The 19,733-nt window shown below is 38.1% G+C and carries 19 protein-coding genes and 1 pseudogene; 4 read left to right on the top strand and 16 right to left on the bottom strand.

Features of this window, described 5'->3' with window-relative positions; genetic code table 11:
- The first annotated feature begins 274 nt into the window (after nucleotides 1-274).
- Nucleotides 275-1,894 carry an IS66 family transposase gene (tnpC, locus tag BQ7352_RS05375; RefSeq protein ID WP_072447631.1) on the top strand — a complete coding sequence of 540 codons (1,620 nt, stop codon included), beginning with the start codon at nucleotides 275-277 and terminating at the stop codon, nucleotides 1,892-1,894.
- Between the two features lie 92 nt (nucleotides 1,895-1,986).
- Here tnpC and BQ7352_RS05370 read toward each other — a convergent pair whose 3' ends face one another.
- From BQ7352_RS05370 to BQ7352_RS05355, 4 genes and pseudogenes are all read right to left on the bottom strand, one after another.
- Nucleotides 1,987-3,336, bottom strand: a complete 1,350-nt coding sequence (locus tag BQ7352_RS05370; protein ID WP_072447629.1) for a glucose-6-phosphate isomerase — start codon at nucleotides 3,334-3,336, stop codon at nucleotides 1,987-1,989.
- 90 nt (nucleotides 3,337-3,426) lie between these two features.
- Nucleotides 3,427-4,104 (bottom strand): pentapeptide repeat-containing protein, encoded by a 678-nt coding sequence (locus tag BQ7352_RS05365; RefSeq protein ID WP_083429859.1) that lies wholly within the window; start codon nucleotides 4,102-4,104, stop codon nucleotides 3,427-3,429.
- Nucleotides 4,104-4,307: pseudogene (locus BQ7352_RS05360) on the bottom strand (sporulation transcriptional regulator SpoIIID); the annotation flags it as partial. The pseudogene BQ7352_RS05360 and the gene BQ7352_RS05365, both read right to left, overlap by 1 nt.
- A complete protein-coding gene (locus tag BQ7352_RS05355) occupies nucleotides 4,294-5,862 on the bottom strand; it encodes a recombinase family protein (protein WP_072447623.1) in 1,569 nt (522 codons plus the stop codon). The pseudogene BQ7352_RS05360 and the gene BQ7352_RS05355, both read right to left, overlap by 14 nt.
- Nucleotides 5,863-6,104: 242 nt before the next feature.
- Between BQ7352_RS05355 and tnpA the strand changes: the two genes are divergently transcribed.
- The 3 genes from tnpA (at nucleotide 6,105) to BQ7352_RS05340 (ending at nucleotide 8,624) form a co-directional block, all read left to right on the top strand.
- Nucleotides 6,105-6,518, top strand: a complete 414-nt coding sequence (tnpA, locus tag BQ7352_RS05350; RefSeq protein ID WP_200791357.1) for an IS66 family insertion sequence element accessory protein TnpA — start codon at nucleotides 6,105-6,107, stop codon at nucleotides 6,516-6,518.
- Entirely contained in the window at nucleotides 6,512-6,856 is a 345-nt protein-coding gene (gene tnpB / locus BQ7352_RS05345; protein ID WP_003023173.1) for an IS66 family insertion sequence element accessory protein TnpB, read from the top strand. The genes tnpA and tnpB overlap by 7 nt, the downstream gene beginning before the upstream one ends.
- A 151-nt stretch (nucleotides 6,857-7,007) precedes the next feature.
- Nucleotides 7,008-8,624, top strand: coding sequence for an IS66-like element ISRgn2 family transposase (locus BQ7352_RS05340; protein ID WP_072446722.1), 1,617 nt, complete (start codon nucleotides 7,008-7,010; stop codon nucleotides 8,622-8,624).
- Between the two features lie 194 nt (nucleotides 8,625-8,818).
- On the opposite strand, the gene BQ7352_RS05335 is transcribed toward BQ7352_RS05340, so the two are convergent.
- The 12 genes from BQ7352_RS05335 to BQ7352_RS05285 all read right to left on the bottom strand — a co-directional run bounded on the left by BQ7352_RS05335 (nucleotide 8,819) and on the right by BQ7352_RS05285 (nucleotide 19,685).
- The gene (locus BQ7352_RS05335; protein WP_159430632.1) at nucleotides 8,819-9,844 is read right to left on the bottom strand and encodes a retron St85 family RNA-directed DNA polymerase; all 1,026 of its coding nucleotides are present in this window, start codon (nucleotides 9,842-9,844) and stop codon (nucleotides 8,819-8,821) included.
- Between the two features lie 263 nt (nucleotides 9,845-10,107).
- Complete coding sequence (locus BQ7352_RS05330) at nucleotides 10,108-10,392, bottom strand: hypothetical protein (protein WP_072447621.1); 285 nt, start codon at nucleotides 10,390-10,392, stop codon at nucleotides 10,108-10,110.
- A gap of 2 nt (nucleotides 10,393-10,394) precedes the next feature.
- A complete protein-coding gene (locus tag BQ7352_RS05325; RefSeq protein ID WP_072447619.1) occupies nucleotides 10,395-11,288 on the bottom strand; it encodes a phosphoribosyltransferase in 894 nt (297 codons plus the stop codon).
- A gap of 213 nt (nucleotides 11,289-11,501) precedes the next feature.
- Nucleotides 11,502-12,110, bottom strand: coding sequence for a hypothetical protein (locus tag BQ7352_RS05320; protein WP_072447616.1), 609 nt, complete (start codon nucleotides 12,108-12,110; stop codon nucleotides 11,502-11,504).
- 28 nt (nucleotides 12,111-12,138) lie between these two features.
- Nucleotides 12,139-12,846, bottom strand: a complete 708-nt coding sequence (locus tag BQ7352_RS05315; RefSeq protein ID WP_072447614.1) for an RloB family protein — start codon at nucleotides 12,844-12,846, stop codon at nucleotides 12,139-12,141.
- Nucleotides 12,839-14,065 (bottom strand): AAA family ATPase, encoded by a 1,227-nt coding sequence (locus BQ7352_RS05310; protein WP_072447612.1) that lies wholly within the window; start codon nucleotides 14,063-14,065, stop codon nucleotides 12,839-12,841. Before BQ7352_RS05310 ends, BQ7352_RS05315 begins: the two co-directional genes overlap by 8 nt.
- Before the next feature lie 220 nt (nucleotides 14,066-14,285).
- Entirely contained in the window at nucleotides 14,286-14,453 is a 168-nt protein-coding gene (locus BQ7352_RS14615) for a hypothetical protein (protein ID WP_200791371.1), read from the bottom strand.
- Nucleotides 14,454-14,616: 163 nt separating this feature from the next.
- Nucleotides 14,617-16,524, bottom strand: coding sequence for an AAA family ATPase (locus BQ7352_RS05305; RefSeq protein WP_072447610.1), 1,908 nt, complete (start codon nucleotides 16,522-16,524; stop codon nucleotides 14,617-14,619).
- A 15-nt stretch (nucleotides 16,525-16,539) separates the two neighbouring features.
- Nucleotides 16,540-18,087 carry a MobQ family relaxase gene (gene mobQ / locus BQ7352_RS05300; protein ID WP_072447607.1) on the bottom strand — a complete coding sequence of 516 codons (1,548 nt, stop codon included), beginning with the start codon at nucleotides 18,085-18,087 and terminating at the stop codon, nucleotides 16,540-16,542.
- A 1-nt stretch (nucleotide 18,088) separates the two neighbouring features.
- Nucleotides 18,089-18,511, bottom strand: a complete 423-nt coding sequence (locus BQ7352_RS05295) for a DUF3847 domain-containing protein (protein WP_072448612.1) — start codon at nucleotides 18,509-18,511, stop codon at nucleotides 18,089-18,091.
- A 202-nt stretch (nucleotides 18,512-18,713) separates the two neighbouring features.
- On the bottom strand, nucleotides 18,714-19,118 hold the full coding sequence (locus BQ7352_RS05290) for a single-stranded DNA-binding protein (protein WP_072447605.1): 405 nt from the start codon (nucleotides 19,116-19,118) through the stop codon (nucleotides 18,714-18,716).
- A gap of 261 nt (nucleotides 19,119-19,379) precedes the next feature.
- Entirely contained in the window at nucleotides 19,380-19,685 is a 306-nt protein-coding gene (locus tag BQ7352_RS05285; RefSeq protein WP_242948530.1) for a hypothetical protein, read from the bottom strand.
- Nucleotides 19,686-19,733: the final 48 nt, after the last annotated feature.

Below are 19,733 nucleotides of genomic sequence, written 5' to 3'. Positions count from 1 at the left end.
ATAAAATCACTTTCATCCACACCGGGTTACCCAGTGCAATATAAAATTGAAAGTTATTCACATCCTGAAAGTTTTCTGTGAGTTTCTATGATACTCTGGATTCCAAAACTTTTCAGATTGTGGATAACAGTCATAAATATCTGAAATTCTGGCTTTTATCTTCAGGTATTCATGACTGTTATCCACCGTCAAAGTAACGAAGGTAACAGAATGCAAAAATAGCCAAAAACTGTTGATTCTGCTATAATACCACTTAGGAAAGTGAGGTTTGGTTATGGCAGTCAATTATACGGAGGAACAATTAAATAACGTTGATAAGTCGTTTCTTATCCAGCTTCTTTTACAACAGCAGGAACAGTTGAATGCTTTAACAAAGGAGCTTCACGCATCGAATGAAAAAATGCAGCTTCTGATGGAACAGGTGATCCTTGGTAAGCAGAACCGTTTTGGCAGGTCTTCTGAAAAAATGGAAGATACCAGTCAGATCTGTTTTCGAGAAGTAAACGGAACGATTGTCTTTTTCAATGAAGCAGAAGCAGTCTGTGATCTTAATGCGGCAGAGCCTGAGGATCTGGAACTGAAGTCTCCAAAGCAGCCGAAGCGTAAGGGAAAGAAAGAAGCAGATCTTTCCGGGCTTCCGGTCAGACGGATCGACCATTATCTGTCCGCGGAGGAATTGGAAGCGGAATTCGGTGTCAGGGGTTGGAAACAGTTACCGGATGCCATTTCCAGAAAATATCATTTCGTACCTGCGAAGGTAGAAGTAGAAGAACATCACATCGGTGTGTATGCCAGCAAAACAGATGAACACATGGTGAAAGCAGACCATCCAAAGACGTTACTGCATGGGAGTCTGGTATCACCATCTCTGGGTGCTGCGATCATCAATGGAAAATATGTGAACGCAGTTCCTCTCTATCGATTGGAGCAGGAATTCCAGCGTTATGGCCTGCAGATCACAAGGCAGAACATGGCAAACTGGTGCATACGTTTGGCAGAGGAATATCTATCAATCCTTTATGATTATCTTCATAAAGAATTGTATTTCTACCACGTCATCCAGGCAGATGAAACGCCGGTGCTTGTAAACCATGACGGGCGCAAAGCCGGAAGCAAAAGCTGGATGTGGGTATACCGTTCCGGACATTTGTATCAAAAACGGCAGATTGTCCTGTATGAATACCAGCAGACGAGAAATGCATCCCATCCACGGGAATTCCTAAAAGGGTACGACGGCATCTGTGTAACAGACGGTTACCAGGTCTACCATACTTTAGAAAAAGAGTTGGAAGAACTGACCATTGCCGGATGCTGGGTGCACTGTCGCCGCAGATTTGATGAAGCCTTAAAGCTGATTTCGAAATCCTATCAAAAGGAATCCAATGCATTTCTTTTGATGAAACAGATTCAGGCAATCTATCGGGAAGAAGGGAAGCTGAAGGACCTTTCTTCTGATGAACGGCTTAAGCAACGGCAGGCGGTTATCAAACCACTTGTGGATGCGTTTTTTGCGTACCTAAAAACTATAAATGTGTCCAAGAAGGATAAATTTGGTGATGCTGTTGGCTATGCACTGAATCAGGAAAAATATCTCCGGGTATTTCTTACAGATGGAGATGTTCCGATCGATAATAATGCATCCGAAAGGGCAATCCGTGGTTTCTGTATCGGAAAGAAGAACTGGCAGATGATCGATACGATCCATGGAGCCAAATCTTCCGCAATCATTTACAGTATTGTAGAAACTGCAAAAGCCAATAATCTGAAACCTTTTGATTATGTGCAGCATCTCTTGGAAGAGATGCCGAAACACATGGATGACAGGGATTGTTCCTTTTTGGAAAATCTTTTGCCATGGTCAGAAAAACTTCCGGCAGAAATCCGCAAAGCTTAAATATTGGTGGCTGCAAAGCAGCCGCCTAAAAATGTCAAGGTACTCGCTATTTTGCGTTTACCAATGCGGTAATCCTGTTTTTCGTTTCTAAATTATAATCTTTCTAATAATTCTTTTCTTCTTTCTTCAAATCCCGGTTTTCCCAAGAGTGCAAACATATTCTTTTTATAGCTTTCTACACCCGGTTGATCAAATGGATTAACTCCTGTAAGATATCCGCTAATTCCACAGGCAAATTCAAAGAAATAGAATAACTGTCCTAAATAAAATTCATTCTGCTGCGGAATTTTCACCATAAGGTTTGGTGTATTTCCATCTGTATGTGCAAGAATAGTTCCATTCATAGCACTCTTATTTACAAAATCCATGCCTTTTCCTGCCAGATAATTTAATCCGTCTAAGTCGCATTCTGCTTCTTTAATAATCACATCTGCTTTTGGTTCTTCAATTTCAAGAACTGTTTCAAACATAATTCTGGATCCATCCTGAATAAACTGTCCAAGAGAATGTAAATCTGTTGTAAAATCTACAGATGCCGGGTAAATACCTTTCTGATCTTTTCCTTCACTTTCTCCATACAGCTGTTTCCACCATTCTGCAACATAATGTAAAGTTGGTTCATAGTTTGCAAGAATTTCTACTGCTTTGCCTTTTTTATGAAGAATATTACGAACTGCCGCATATTTTAATGCATCATTCTCTGTATAAGGTGTATTTAATGCTAATTCTCTTCCTGATGCTGCACCTTCCATAAGTGCATCAATAGAAACACCGCTTACTGCAATTGGCAAAAGACCTACTGCTGTAAGTACAGAGAAACGTCCTCCTACATCATCCGGAACTACGAATGTTTCATATCCTTCTTCTGTTGCCAGAGTTTTCAGTGCGCCTCTTTCTTTATCTGTAGTCGCATAAATTCTCTTTGCTGCTTCTTCCTTTCCATATTTTTCTTCAATCATTTCTTTGAAGATACGGAAAGCAATCGCCGGCTCTGTAGTTGTTCCTGATTTTGAAATAACGTTAATGGAAAAGTCTCTGTCACCGATCACTTCTGCTAATCCTTTTACATAAGCACCACTGATATTGTTTCCCACATAATAAATTTCAGGTGTCTTTCTATCTTCTTTTCTCAGATTGTTATAAAACGGGTGTCCCAAAAAGTCAATTGCAGCTCTGGCACCTAAATAAGAACCACCAATTCCAATTACAAGAAGTACATCAGAGTCATTTTTAATCTTATCTGCTGCTTTTTTAATTCTGTCAAATTCTTCTTTATCATAATTAACAGGAAGATCAATCCAGCCAAGGAAATCATTTCCCAGACCTGTTCTGGATACAAGAACTTCTTTTGCTGCCTCTACCATTTTTTCCATTGCCGCTACTTCTTCTTCACGAACAACGTTTACTGCTTTTGAATAGTCAAATGTAATTTTATTTTCCATTTTTATTTTCTCCTTTGACTTTTATTTGCATTTATACTCTTTTAGTTTAGCAAATCCATCTTATTTTATCAAGTTCATCTCTAACAAATTCTAGGAAAGATTTTCCGTTTCTTTAACCACAATTCCCAATCGTTTTACCAAATCTACTGCCTGAATCATATTAACTTTTATTCCCCTTAGTTCTTCCATTGTATCTGAGATCGTAATCTCTTCTATATTACATGTGGAAAAGTCAACATTCTTCAATGATGTTTTGAAAAAACTGGCCTTACGAAAGCATACTTGGTTAATCTCCAAATTCGCAAATCTGCTTTTACTAAATCCTGCGTCCGTAAAATCTGCATTTTCCATTTTCACAAAACTAATATGCGTTGCATCAAAACCTGTTTCGCAGAAATTACATTCAAAAAATGTAACGTGATTTATCCTGCTCCCATAAAAATCTGCACCTACTGCTTTGCATTTATGAAAAGAGCAGCACTTAAAATAAGTATCGCTCAAATTGGAATTTGAGAAATCACAATCCACAAACTGAACATTTACAAAAGATGTTTCGGAAAAATCACAGCCTATAAATCTACATCCTTTAAAAACAGTCTGTTTAAACTCCAAATGTACCGCATGAATTTTCGTCAAAAATATATTTTCAAATAATCGATTTACTATTTCATACTCTTGTTCGGCACTTTCTTCCAAGATGCTTCTCGCATCTCCTACAAGCACTAATTCTTTCGGTATTACCGGTGGTTTTAGTTCTCTTTTGCTCATTACTTTTCTTGCCCTAATGTAATTGGACATCCTTTCTTTCTATTTTTCCCTATGCTCCTGTGATGTAAATATTTTTCTCTGGTAGCAAGTCCTCCGCGAATATGGCGCTCTGATTTATTTACATCAAGCACTTTTCTGGCACTATGCGCCAGAGTAGGATTAAGTTGCTGTAATCGCTCTGTTACATCTTTATGTTTGGTCGTTACTATTTAGAGCTGTTTTATTTTCACATTCGTCTTCCACTAAAATGCTTTCATTTAATCCCAAATCGCCTAGTAAACGAAGGTAAATATCCACATTTCCATCTTTGTCTACTTCTATTTTCTTAATCAGTTTCTTTAATTGTACGTTGGTCATCTCATGAACATCTGTAATATCCTCAATCTGCTTAAAGGTATCATTTAAGATTTTTTCCATCTGATCTCCTTTTGTCAAATTGCTGGATACCATTTTCAATTCATTTTCCAGACGATCCAGTTCTTGACGAGTACCACCCAACTTATCATTCAATTCTTCTCGGGAGATCAAATCATCGGTATACATATCCATATATTTCTGTCGCAGTCTCTGTAATCTGGCAATCTGCAAATTCAATTCCTTCTCGTACTCTGCATTTTCATCTTTTGCTTTGTACACTCTCTGGAATTCTTTCACAACATAGTCAATCACTTTATTTTTTTGCTGAAGAACCCGATTAAAATATTCCTGTAAAACCTGAATTAATTCTTCTTCATCTACAGCTGTTTTATTTGGACAACTATCTGCTCCTTTTCCATTTCTTCCGGAACAAACCCAACGCACATACGTATTTTTGTAAGTACGAACTGTTCGTCGGAATGACCAGCCACATTCTTTACATTTAATCAATGTAGAAAACAAATATTTGTTGCTTTGTCGCTCATGATTCAAATTGAATGCATCGTTTCTTCCGCGAAGAATTTCCTGTGCTTTTTCAAACACTTCATCTTCTATAATACGAAGTTCCGGACGTTCCACAACAAGCCATTCCGTTTCATCCTTCTCTCTTCTCTGACCAGTCAGAAAATCACTAATTTCCTGCTTTCCATTGATAATCTTTCCCGTATAAATCTCATTGGTCAAAATCCGGCAGATGGCATTCTGGCTCCATTTGCAATTTCTCTTTGTCCGATACCCCTTTTCATTCAGCATATTGGAAATCTTGGCAGCACCGTAACCCTCCTCTGTGTACCACTTATAAATTTGCTTTACAACCTTCGATTCTTCTTTGTTGATCTCAAGGTTGAAATAATCTCCGATTGTTTTATCGTACCCGTACACAATGTTAGGAACTCGTCCTTTTTCTGCGTTTAGTTTCTTTCCAAATTTCACTCGCTTAGACGTATTCGCACTTTCTTCCTGAGCCAATGCTCCAAAGATGGTGAGAACAAACTCACTATTTCCCATACTTGTCATATTTGCTGTCAGGAACTGTGTTTCAATACCTAACGCTTTCAACTTGCGAACATTCTGTAAAAGATCTACGGTATTTCTGGCAAAACGAGAAATGTCCTTTACAACGACCATATCAAACATTCCCTTTTCTGCATCCGACATCATGCGAAGAAATTCCTTGCGATTTTTGATTTTCGTTCCGGAAATACCTTCATCTGCATATAATTTTACTAAAACATCTCCGGTACGCTGGGTGTATTCGGAGAAAAATTCCTTTTGAGCTTCTAAACTGTTGAGCTGGTCGGCTTTATCTGTGGAAACACGGCAATAGGCTGCAATCTTCATAGGATTATCCTTTCTGTTAGGTAGATATCATTCTGTTACTACTTTTTATTATATCGTAAAAATAGGGGATGTAAACAGAAAAACAAGATATTACGTAAGCGCAAAATAATTCGACGGATTGTGTTGCCCTAAAAATGAATCCATAATAATCATTAGAAAATGCAAGCATTTCACTTTATCTTCTCTTGCCAGAAATGATAGATGCGAGCATTTTACTCTATCCGATTTATGGAGGTGTGCTCATGAGAAGCAAAAGAATACCTGCCAAAGAACAATACCGTCTCATCATGGAATGCCGTCAAAGTGGATTGACAGATCATCAATGGTGTGTGGAACACGACATCAAACCGGGGACTTTTTACAACTGGGTAAAAAGGCTGCGTCAGAAAGGTTGTGTGGATTTGCCAGCGTCAACCGGACGCAGCTATCGTGCACCGGAAAGCCAGGAAGTTGTCAGAGTGGATTTTCATGATACTGACCCGCTCCCATATGAACAGCCATTCAATGTGATTCCGGTAGCTACGGAAAGAAATAACCTTTCCGTAGCAGAGCCAATGAAGCTGTCTGTAGGAAGCTTCCATCTAACAATACCAAATGGAACAGATCCTCAGCTTCTGGCTCAAACGCTCCGCATTGTGAAGGAGTTGGAATGTTAGGGGATATCACAGCCGCCGATGAAATCTATATCGTAACAGGCAGAACGGATATGCGGAAATCCATTGACGGGCTGTGTGCTATTGTAGAAGAACAACTCCATATGGATCCAAGGCGAAGCGCCCTGTATCTTTTCTGTGGAAAACGTTGTGACAGGATCAAAGCTTTGCTCTGGGAGTCTGACGGATTTGTGCTGCTGTATAAACGCATGGAAGTCCAGGGCAGGTTCCGCTGGCCCAGAAATCAGCTGGAAGTAAAGCAACTGACCTGGCAGCAATTCGACTGGCTCATGTCCGGTCTTGAAATCGAACAGCCAAAGGCATTCAAACCTACGCAATGATCGTGTAAAAACTCTATGCCAACCAACAAAAATGGAGAGCTTTCTACACCCTGTATCATGTCTGCAATCCCTTGTAAATACTGGATTTTCTGCTTCTTTTTCATTGCTTTTTATGGTATAATAAGAGCAATGAAAAAGGAGCAGAAGACATATGGCCGATAATTCAAAAGATTCAAAAATCCTTGCGTACAAGGACATGATCAACCAACTGAATAAGACGATTTCCGCACAGACAGAACTGATCCAGTCTTTACAAAAAACATTGGAAGCAGACCGTCTGGAAAAAGAAAACCTTCGTCAGCAGATTGAATATCTCACGAAGAAACTCTTTGGTACTTCCAGTGAAAAACGGAAAGATATCGATGGTCAGCTGAATCTTTTTGATGAAGCCGAGCAGGAGGCAGATCCGACATGGAAACAGGAACTTCCTGATGACATCACTGTTCCGGAACATAAGCGAAAAGCACGACGGACACATGCAGATCTCTTTAAAAATGTCCCTTCCTGCGACGAGATCATTTCTCTTCCGGAGGAGGAGCGAAACTGTCCAACCTGCGGAACACAGATGGAATGTATTGGGAAAGAATTCGTCCGCCATGAATTCCGGTTTACCCCTGCCAAAGGGAAAGTAGTAAATATCTATCGTGAAACCTATAAATGCCCGGAGTGTGCCATATCAGAGGAACACCCGGATGATCAGACATTTGTCAAAGCGCCTGTCCAGGAACCATTGATCCCAGAAAGTTATGCATCGGAATCCGTTGTAGGATGGGCAATGCACCAGAAGTACCAGAATGGTCTGCCATTAAACCGGCAGGAATCGGAATGGAAGCAGCTGGGTGTCCCATTAAGCCGGGCTACGCTTGCTAACTGGATCATTTACTGTGCCGAGAATTACCTCTGTCATGTTTATGATTATTTTCACCGTCAGTTACGGATGCGTAAATATCTGATGGCAGATGAAACCCGGGTTCAGGTACTGAATGAGCCGGAGCGCAATCCTGAAACAGATTCCTGGATGTGGCTCTTCCGCAGTGGAGAAGATGGACTTCCGCCGATCCTGCTCTATCATTACACAGAGACAAGGGCAAAGTTCCATGCGGCATCTTTCCTGCAGGGGTTCCGTGGATATCTGGAGACCGATGGATACCAGGGTTATAACGATCTGCCGGATATCAAACGCTGCTCTTGCTGGGCACATGTGAGACGTTATTTCACAGATGCCATACCGAAAGGGAAAGAGTATGATTACAGCCTTCCGGCAGTGCAGGGAGTACAATTCTGCTCCAAGCTGTTTGATTGTGAGCGGTACTCAAAAGCAAAAAATCATACTGCGGAGCAGAGAAAACAGTTCCGTCTTGAAAAGGAGAAGCCGATACTGGAGGCATTCTGGAATTGGCTGGATCAACAGCGTCCAAATAAGGGAACCCGTTTGGCGAAAGCGGTGAACTATGCCCAAAATCGGAAAGACACCCTGATGACCTATCTGGAAGACGGTCATTGCAGTTTATCCAATAATCTTAGCGAGAATGCAATCAGACCATTCACTGTTGGCCGGAAAAACTGGCTGTTCAGTGCCAGTCCGAAGGGAGCTGCCTCTAGCGCTATTGTGTATACAATGGTTGAGATGGCAAAAGCGAATGACCTGAATACCTACAAATATCTGACATACCTCTTATCACAGCGGCCAGACGCTAAAATGTCAGATGAACAGCTGGAACAGCTTGCCCCATGGAGCGAGACTGCGAAAGCGAACTGTCAAAACTAAACATAGAGTAAAACGCTTGCATCTATCATTTTGGTGCAAGCGTGATTCATGGGCAGCGTAGCAATATTTTGCGCTTACGATATTACTGATAAAATCAATAATACCTTGTCTTATACTTATCCATACTATTTATATGAAACAATTTGTTGCCACATAATTGAATATTACTAGAATACTAGAAAGAGATATTAGTTTTAATATTTTCCATATACTTTATCTAAATAACCCAAATAGTCTTGTAATTCATAATCGTAGGGATTTATAAATAATCCATATTGTATTCTTCCCTTTAAATGTTGTAAATAATTTTCCTTAGATATATCACAATACTGCATATGCGATTCTAGACCATACTTTCTTACATAATACATTTCCTGACGAATTTGCTTTCTTACAGGCTTAGGTAATTGCATTTTTTCATTAACAACGATTCCCGTTACCTCTTGACGTTGACATTTTTTTCTTGTTCTTATTTTTCTTTCATTCAATTTTAATCCCAAGTTACTTAAATTATATTTTACAAAAGATATTATTTGTCCCGGTTTAAAATCTCCAGAAAAAGTCATATCATCAGCATATCTAGTATACCTAATTTTTTTTTCATTTGTATATTTCCCAATTATATTATCGAACTCAGTTAACACTATATTAGAAAGCATTGGACTTGTAGGTGCTCCTTGTGGCAAACATCCATTTAAACAACATAAATTGGTAAGTAACACTGATACATCTTCTTTATAACCCAATTTCAAAAACAAACTATATATTTTATCTGATGTAATACTATCGAAAAATCTTTCTACATCTAGTGACAATACTATTGGTTGCCGCTTATGAAACCTTGCATTCTCCTTAATTGATTTCTTTTTAACATAAGCTTTGGCATAAACACTTATATTTACTGGTGCTAAAACATTATCTAATATCCACCTTTGGATTTCTTTTAAACTCGGTAATGGTTCAGATATTTCTCTCGTTCCACCATTCTTTTTTGGAATTTTATAAGTCCTATAAAAATTAATTGCCGAATTACTTGCAGCATAAATATATTCTTCTTTATACCCAAGCAACAAACACAAATGTTTTTGATTATAAATTATAGGTAATTTTTTTTCATATAATGACTTTGCATATTGCAACCACGTATTGCAATATGTAGCGTTTTTACCGTTATGTTCTGCTTCCTTACAAAATTCATTACAATATTTATCCCAATTCACAATACCCTCCATTAAATATCTTGGAACTACTACAAAATTGTATCTGTCATATAACTGCGACAAATGAGACGCCTCATTTGTCACAGTTATATGATGAGAGAATTCTATGAATTCTCGAGTTTGTAAGAACAAGATAGATTTTGCTCCCGCAAAATCGAACTTGTTCTTACACAGGCTTGTTAATAAGTTCTTCTTAAGTTGGCAGACTCGCCAACCTCGCACAAAGTGCATAAGTCTAGCAGTTCCAAGATATTTATATTATATCAAGGTAGATATACTTCTTCAAGTGACATTTTCTTAGTTTTATATTGTTCCAATTTTCCAATAGTACAATTCTTATATTTTTTTTCCAATTGAATAAGCTTATTTTCTCCTTTTTGTGTAATAAATTTACTAACATCATCCTCTATAAAAATATAACCTAAATTCTCTAAATCGGAAAACCATTTTATCACGCTAGAATAAGAATATCCTAATTTAAACATAACACTTATCGTTTCTTTTTTATAAATTGAATCTAATAACTTATACATCACAAATTCATCCATATCTACACATCTACTCCTACATTATTTCGTCTAGGAAACGGTGCTAAACTTAATTTCCCCTCTCTTTTCCCTTCATACCAATAAAAAGGAAAAGTATTATTTGGGGTTTTTATCATTGATACCAACCCTTCAGATTCTTTATACCCCAAATATAAATTCTTATCTTTTACTTTAAATCTTTTACTAATCCTCTTCATTTGTTCTTTTTTTTCCTGAGCCTCTTGTTCACTATAGTTATCTGTAATTCCTTTATTTCTTAAAACAGAAGTGTATATCTCTACACCATATTCATCTGCCACTTTTTTACCACATTCTTGCAATACTAATGTTAATACTTTGATTTTTTCTTTTTCGATTCCTTTTTCTTCTATCGAATTTACACATCCTAATAATGTATCTCCAGAACCAACAAAATCATCAACAACTAGCAGGCACTTAATGTCATCTTTATGCTTTACCAATCCGTCAAAAGTCTCTATTATTCTGACTCTCTTATTTCGAAACACATCGAATCTTCGCATAAGAAGTCCTTGAAACAAATAACACATCATATTTCCGCTCTTTGTTTTTTCTGGATAATCTTTGTCTTGTACAGGGAAAATATGTATCGTATCTATATCCATCATAACATCTCGATTACAATTGATAAATTTTTTGAATACATCAAACATATATTTATAATATTCTCCCGCTCCAACAACTAAATATTTACGAGTCAATTCAATCATCAATTCCCTGTCTGCATCCGTTTCTAAGTCTTCTAATCTTTTACAAAATATATCAAATATCGAATATTCATCATTTGTACTTTCCTCAATCTCCCAATTTTGATCATTAAAAATTGCTGCCAATTCAATAACAAACTTCTCTGCTAAAGTATTTTTCTTAATAAGCACATTTTCACCTTCGTTAATTCATTCTAAATCTCAATTCATGTATATTAAATTGATAATATTCACTTTTACTATTTTACACACTGACCTACATTATTACAATTAGTTTTGTCAGTGCATTATCATCCTATCATAGCGCAAACAAAAAATAATTGCAATTCGTATTTACTTCATTATATTAAATCAAGACTTCATAATTATCATTTTCAGCTTATCTTAGGCCATCCCCATTATTTGTTTAAAGTTCTCATATGCCGTTTCATCTTTTAAAATTTCAACCATTTCTGGGGTCACTATTTTCTGAAATGCAATAAAGGAATCCGGTTCCGCAACTTTGGATAATATAAAATTCTTAAGCATAAGTGTTAGCGGTTCTCCAATTGCAACTTTATAATTGAATCCCAATAATTGCATCGTCTTTAATGTGTCCACACTAATCAACGCTTTGATTTGCTCATACGACTCAACCTGTTTCTTTACAGCTTCTACAGCTTCCTCTCCCAGTAGTGTTGCACTTGCTACTTGAGATTCTTTTATAATTTCTAAAATTCTCGAAACCGTATTATGTAGATGTTGAATATCTTCATCACTAATAACCACTTTCTCTAATTCAGATTTATATGCCTGCGCAATGCGAACTGCTTCTTCTCGTTCATTAAGAAGTTCGTTAATAATTTCATCATATGTACTTCTTATTCTTTCTACATTTTTTTCCTCTTTAATTGCTTTTAATTTACTTGATACCGCAGTCGCAGTTCCTTTAACAGCCAATTCTGTTAGTGTAGAACCCAGCCCCAAAAGTTCTGTTGTATATATATCATTCATTTCTTAATGTCTTCCTCTTCACATTTTTTTACAACAAAGCTAAAAATCTTCTTTGTTCTTCTTCCGGCAAATACTTTGCCAATTCCTCCACTAACTCATATACTTTCGTTCCCGGTGCTATCTCTGTTGGTGTTTTCCCCTGTCCCTCTTTTATAATTCGCTTCGCATATCGTATTGCCAATTTCGGACTTCCATATTCCATCAACAGTTCAAAAATGTTAGCCATATTTTTCTCATACTTACCAATCCCAAGTTCTTGAAATTTCTCATTAAGGAACTTCTTATACTCAGATCTGTGATTGTTTGAAGTATAATATGCAAAATGCAGAAGAAACCAAAACTCTATGCACTCATTACTCCATGCCGCATGATATTGTAACTCTGGATTCTGTTTATTCAATTTCTCAGCACGTTCAACCACACCATTAAAATGCTGCGCCGGAAAACTATCTTTATCATACACGCACCATATCTGCCCTTTTTGAAGTCGGTTCTTTTTCACATATTCTTCTGCCATTCCGATTACACGCATGGTCTCCGCCTGACAAGGCTCTATTTCAATCAAAACCATGTCTTTGTAAATCGGATTTTCTTCAATCCATTTTTTGAACCCTTGGAAATAATTCGGTTCCGTTTCTTGACCTTCACAGAAAATGTAATATCTGTATTTTTTCATTTCCAAATGCTCTTGGCGGCGCTTCTTTCTCCACGCTTCTGTTCTGGCTTTCTTAGGCATTAACCTTCCCCCAATCTATAATTCTTCTGAGGTATGGATCTGCACCATACTTACCTTCAAGATACTGTTTATCAAATTTGGCATCTTTACGAACAGACTCGCCTTTCTCATTTTTAAATTCTACAAGAGAATATAATTGAGAATTCTGTGCATTTCCTTTCGCCACAAACCAGATTTCATCCCTGCGAAATACCTCACTATTCATTGTAGATAAATCATGAGATGTAAAAATCAGCTGTGCCTTTTTCTTATTGATACTCATGTCATTGAACATCATAATTATATGACGTAATAACACCGGATGGATTTTTGCATCTAGTTCATCAATTACCAGTGTTGCTCCGGATAATAAGCTGTCAGCAATAAATGGCATTAACCCAAACAATTTCTTCGTACCGCTGGATTCATCAAACAAATTTAGTTCTGCTTCATATCCCTCTACCATATGTTTTGTATACACATCAATTCGATCGTTTTCATCTTTCACAACTCGGAAATCCACAATATCCAAATCCATTTCCTGAATCATATCCAACATTAACTGCTTTACATCCTCTGAATTTGATACTGCCATACGAAGTTCTTCAATTGGATTCCCATAGTTTAAAAAATCAATGCCGTATTCAAACCATTCTAAAACGTCTTTTACCACCTCATTTTTCTTATAGGTAATTCCTAAATAAGATAATAATGGTAATGTTTCAGAAAGTTCGTCACTAATCTTTAATTTTGCAAACACACCCTTTAATATTGTTTCCTCTGCATTTCGCTCAAAAAGAGCTGAACGTCTTCCCGTCTCCAATTTCACACGATCTAGGCATTCATATACAACAATCTCTCTTTTCACATGAAGTATATATCTATACTCTGCCAGTTCTGTTCGGAAGAAAACTTCAAATTCTGTCGGTTCACTTTTCATTTCTTCTGAAAATGCAAATGGCTCAATCAGTAATTTTTTCTGAAGAAAAACACGTTCCTCATTATCTCCTGTTGCATACAACGGGCGTAACACTTTTGCTGCCACAGTATGCAATGCTTCCAAGACATTTGATTTTCCACCACCATTTGGACCATATATTGCAGAAACCGGTAAAAACTGTTCCCCATTTTTATCCCGTATCACTTTATCTTCATGCTCCGAAATAGCCGCCGCCTGCATATCAAACGTCATCTCATCTCGTATGCTCTTATAATTCTTAACTGTAAATTGACATAACATACCGTTACCTCCATTTCAGATTTTATCTTCTTTACTCTTTATTATACTCCATTTTTCATTTTTGTAAACAATATATGAGATTTTCTCTCATATATTGTTTTATAATTTCATTTTTTTATTTTTTACAGTTAAAAACAAACTATTGATGGCATACATTTCGCAACATCTGAGCCAATTCTTGATTTCCCTCTCGAATAAACCTTGAATATTCTTGAATAACTTATTTTTCCTCCTGCTTGTCCTCTTTTAAACTTCTTCCTACCACTTCCTGCATAACTCGTTCAACTTTCTTCGCATTCACCTCAATAAATACTTTTAATATGTAATCGGCGGTCACTTCCGCAGTATTCGGATTATGAAAACGATAATTCAGTTTTTGTTTCTTCATAGCGGCGTTCCCACCTCCCTTTTCTCTTTGTCCATTACTATGAAAACACCTATTAAAATAGACCTTAACTATCATTTATTCGTAACTACTCTGACATTGGCGGCTGGCAAAGGTATCTATAAAGACTGCCAATGCCAAAGTAATTTTTTGCCAATGTCATCCTTTATTCTGTGATTAACGCAACTGTTTTTCTTCCCTGACACCAGTCGTAGCTTAATCTACTTTCCAATTGCTTTCTTGCATCTCTTCCTGTTCTGGAAGAAATCCCATAGGCTAGCAGTTCTGCCTCTAATTCTTCTAAACACATCATTTTCCGTTTGCTCAATAATTCTAGGATCAACTTCTGTGCCTTTTCCAGTTTCGTTTCCTTTTTCGTTCCTGCTTTCCCCATCAGCAGATCTTCAATGGATATATCGTATTCTCCTAACCATTTTAAGCCTTCTTCTCCTAAAGAAAACGCTACCGGATTTTCCTTCTTAGCAAGAGAATCCTTTTGCTGATATACCACTCGGATATCCTGTTCCTTCTCTTTTTCCACCTTTTCTACAAATAAGATGCTTCGTACTGCCGCTGCGATATCAATGGATCCCAGGGAACGGTAATCGCTCTGACTTCCCGATGACTTATTCAAATGTCCAATGAGAACAATGGCACATCCAGTTCTCTCTGCAATCGTACTGAGATGTCGAAATAAGGGACGGATCTCATTTGCCCGGTTCATATCAACATTGGCTCCCAGATAAGCCTGTATGGGATCCATGATCATGAGGCGTACATTGTTCTGGCGGATAGCTTTTTCAATCCGATCATCCGTCATAGAAAGCTGTTTTTCTTCTTCATTGATGAATCGCACCCTTGTCATATCTGCACCACATTTTGCTAATCTAGGCTTAATGGTATCTGCTATTCCATCCTCTGCTGTTTGATACAACACATTAAAGGGCTCTATGAGAAGTGCATTGGGAAGTTCCTTTCCGTTGGTACAGTATGCGGCGATTGCCATTGCAAGCCATGTTTTTCCTTTTCCCGGATTCCCTTGGATCAAAGTAACCTTTCCAAAGGGAATGAATGGATACCATAGCCACTGGACCACCGTTTTCTCAACCTCTGACATCTTCATGACCGGAACTGGTTTTTCCCTGGCATCTCTCCAACACATCTGCTTTGCCATATTTTCTACCGGAACTTCTGCTGCCAGACATTCATTCCAGTCTTTCTTCACCGGTTCTAATCGGTACACACTCAGTTCCTCCGGAATAAGAGAAACAAACTGCCTGCATCTCCCATTTCCAGGCTCATCATTATCCAGACACAAGTAGATGGAATGGATATGAGGATATTCTGTATACATCCGTTTCATTGCTTTTTCACTCAATCCTCCCAGGGAAATATAACTATGCTTTTCCCAGTCTTCCGGAACTGCAGTGATATAAGACAAAAGATCAATGGGAGATTCAAACACAAATAGTTTTTCATCCGTTCCTATATGGCCAAATCCATAGGCTTTTTCCGAACCTCTTGCCTCCCCACGATATCGGTTCTCATCGGTTCCCCGCATAGCTGCATATCTGGGATTCTGTTCTTTATCTCTTCCAACGAACACCACATTGTGATAGTTTTTACTTTCATAAATATTCCCCTTTTCAATCATTTGATCTACCAGTTGTTCCGATAGTTTCCTCTGCTCAATCAGATACTTCCTTGCAATCTCACAGCTTTCATTTCTTTCTGGCAGTTCCAATCCAGGCAAGGAGATGGGGCAGACCTTCTGTCTGCCTGCATCTTCCTTCGCCGTTCTTCTGTTGGTTTCTCCAGCTCCCTCTTCTCCTAATAATTCTTTGACTGCCTCTGCAAAAGAAAGACCGTAGAATTCTTTCATAAAATCGATGGCATGACCACCTTTATTCTGACTAAAACGATACCATTCATTCTTGTTGATCATCACACTATCATGTCGTAACCATCGGTATTCCTTTCCACATCGTTTGAACTGTTCTCCTCTCCCAGAAAGAAAAACATATAAATCGGTATCATCTGCTCTTTGAATCTGTTCTCTTGTATATTCTTCCATCTTCTAAAATTCCTCCTATAACTCCATTCCATGATGTTTCTTCTTTCGTTTCATGGTTCTCACTGCTTCTTTTGTTTCTGTGGATTGCTCCCGCTTGTTTGTTTCCGGAAGAGAGACACCTTCTCCTTCCTCTGCCATCAAAACTTCCACATGATTTTTGATCCCCTCATACTTTCGTAGCATCGCATGGATCCGTTTATCTTCTTTTCGTAAAGCAGCTATCTCTTCTGATAAACGAGCGGCTTCTCGTTTCCATTGTCCTTCCGGAATCTTCCCACTTGGGTCTAGATTTTCTTTTAAGATTCTTTCCGAACGATAATATCCGCTAAGTTCCTTCTTATGTTCCTCTTTGAATTTTTCCCTGCCAAAATATTTGTTCTTTAATTCCAGATAAACAGGTCTTGTTTCAAAATACTCTTTCATTGCATAAAGATTGCTGTTGACACTTCGCAAAGCAGACAGTTGTTGATTCAACCGCTGACTTACCTCTTTTAGCTGAGTATCTAATTCCTGGATTTTCTCTGTCAGCTGTTCTGGGGTTCTCACATCCTGCTCTTCCAGAAAGCGGATCGTCTCTGCAAATTGTTTCAGATTTGTATTCTTCGCCTTTTGTGTTCCATAAGCGTAGGATTCTGCGACTGCATTTCTCTTGTCATAATAGTTTCTTAGATAATCCGCTAAAGTTGGCTGATGGAAGAACAGCATCCGTTCCATCAACTGGCTTTGTCGAAGCAACGACCATTGAAGAAGATTCTTTGCCCGTTCTTTCATATCATTTAAGGCTCGGATAAGTCGGTTTAAACTTCCCAGTGCAGTTGAAATTCCTCTTGCTTCCATTGCCTGTACGTTCGGTCCTTCATGCACCATCGGGATCTTATCAATCCCTCGTTCCTCATAAGATCTGGCATCAACTCTTTCTGTAAGTCCTTTTTCTTCATACAGTTCGTTACACATCTTCGCCCAGGCACTTCTCAATTCTTCCAAGGTTTCTTTCCTGCTCCAATCCGTTGTATGTACCGCCCGAAATACCGGTTGTCCTTTCTGATTCAAAACCGGCTGTCCATCCGGTGTCAGTACTGGAACCTTTTTTTGTTTTTGTCCCCAGGTACCATCTTCCTGTAAAGGGCGTATAGGAACCATGATGTGCATATGGGGATTGGGAATTTTATCCTTTGCCTTCTTCGGATCATGGATTGCCAGATCTGCGATCATCCCTCTTGCGACTAACTGTTCTTCTACAAATCTTCTTGCAAGCTCAATATTTTCTTCCATAGAAAACTCATTCATCAAGGCAATGTCAAAGCTGTGTGCCAACTGTGCTTTCTTATTCCCTTCGATCCATTCCACCTCATTCCAAAGGGTCTCCCTGTCTTTGAATCTCTCTGGAGCCTGTGTGGGAAGATGGATCTCCGCTAATACCACACCGCCTTTTCTCGTATAATCACTTACTTCTCCATAATACGTACATTCCAATTTTGTACCAGCCCGATAGGCAGCACTGGCAATGGCAGACTGTCCTTTTCCTCTGGATAATTGATTCAGATGAAAGTGATAACATCCCATCTTACTCATCTCCCTGTGGCAGTTCGCCTCGCTGCATCGCCTTTAAAAGCGCTTCCTCTTCTGCTAATTCTCGTTCCTTCGCTTCTGCCGTTTCCGCCCGTCCACGAACCATTTCATGAACGACATCACAAAACTTACAAGCAGGATCATGAAGAAGTTCATCCATCAGCTGATAAAATTCCGCCTCTGTCAGATATTTGGTATCTTTACAGATTGCTTCTATAACTGCTCCTTTCTGTATCAACAGATGGGTTCGTGCCTTTCGCTTTTTCTTTTTCTGTGTATCTAGATAGTTCAAGGATCTCTGGATCCTGTGCTCTGCCTGTTCCTTCTCAAGCTTTGCCTGTTTCAATGCAGCTTCTGTTTTTTCAATCTCATAAAGTGCTTCCTGCGTATATTCCTGAAATGTTTTCTTCTTCGCCATATCGTTCTTTTCCTCCTTTTTCAATTCTTCCTTTTTCTCTGTTACGGGATAGGCATTTCTGCCGGAAGGGGAACCCTTCTTCGGATGGATCATCCGCAAACACTTTCGGAATTCCCCTTCAGAAAGATGCTACTTCCGTAGGACGCACATACCTTGTAAGGTATATAAGTGCGCTCTTCTGCTTTCAGCATCCGAGTTTTTCTTACTCAAACGGAAGTTCTTCTCCGTCTGGAAGATGCATAAATCCATCTGGATCGGTATCTTCTTTCTTTTCTGCTCCTGACAGTTTCTTCCCTTCTGCGAAATAATGTTCTTCTACAATCACATTGGTGGCATAAACTTTATTCCCCTCCTGATTCACATAGCTTCCTGTCTGGATCCGTCCGCTTACTAAAATCTTCAAACCTTTTTTCAGATATTTTTCTGCAAACTCAGCATTCTTTCCAAAGGTGACACAAGAAATAAAATCTGTTTCTGCCTTTCCATCCTTTCGATATCGTCTTTCTACTGCCAGCGTGTATCTTGCCATTGCAGTACTGTTTTCATCCTGGAGATATTTCACCTCCGGATCTTTTGTCAGTCTTCCCATTAAGATTGTTTTGTTCATGTAATTTCTCCTTTCTCTTTTCGTTTTTTGTTTGTTCTTAAATCAGGCCCGATTCTTTTAAGGCAAATGTAATTTGTTCCTCATATATCAGAACGTAGAGAGGGGTTTTTACAAATAAAAAATGAATTTTATTTATTTGCCTTCACATAACGAAAGGTTCAGAGGGGAAAATACAGGGTGAAAAAAGAAATTTTTTATTTTTCTGCACAAAAAATACCCCTATGACTTCAAAATTGAAATCATAGGGGCATTTAGTTCAACCTACTCTGTAGTAGTTTTCCACTTTTTATAATTGTACATTGCTTGAACCAATAGCATTATTGTAAAACCAGCTGCAACTAAAAATGTCCAAATAGTTGACTGAAATGTAATGTGAAAACAAAAAACTAATATAATCCCGATTGGAATCAACCATAATGTTCTAATAAATTTTCGCCTATAACTTAATTTCCAATAGCATATTTCTATTCCCGTATCGCTTTTTTCACATTCCTTCAACTGATTTAAAATTAAAGAAGATATACTCATCGCAATAATTACAGAAAGTAAAATAATTACTAATTTCACATTCTCCCTCCTTCAGTATTTTTTATAATATCATTTTACTGTAAAATC

Origin of the sequence: Blautia sp. Marseille-P3201T (genome assembly GCF_900120295.1) — a bacterium.
Lineage (GTDB): Bacteria > Bacillota > Clostridia > Lachnospirales > Lachnospiraceae > Blautia.
The sequence above is the reverse complement of the archived record's forward strand: the minus strand, read 5'-3'. Positions and strand labels throughout refer to the sequence as shown.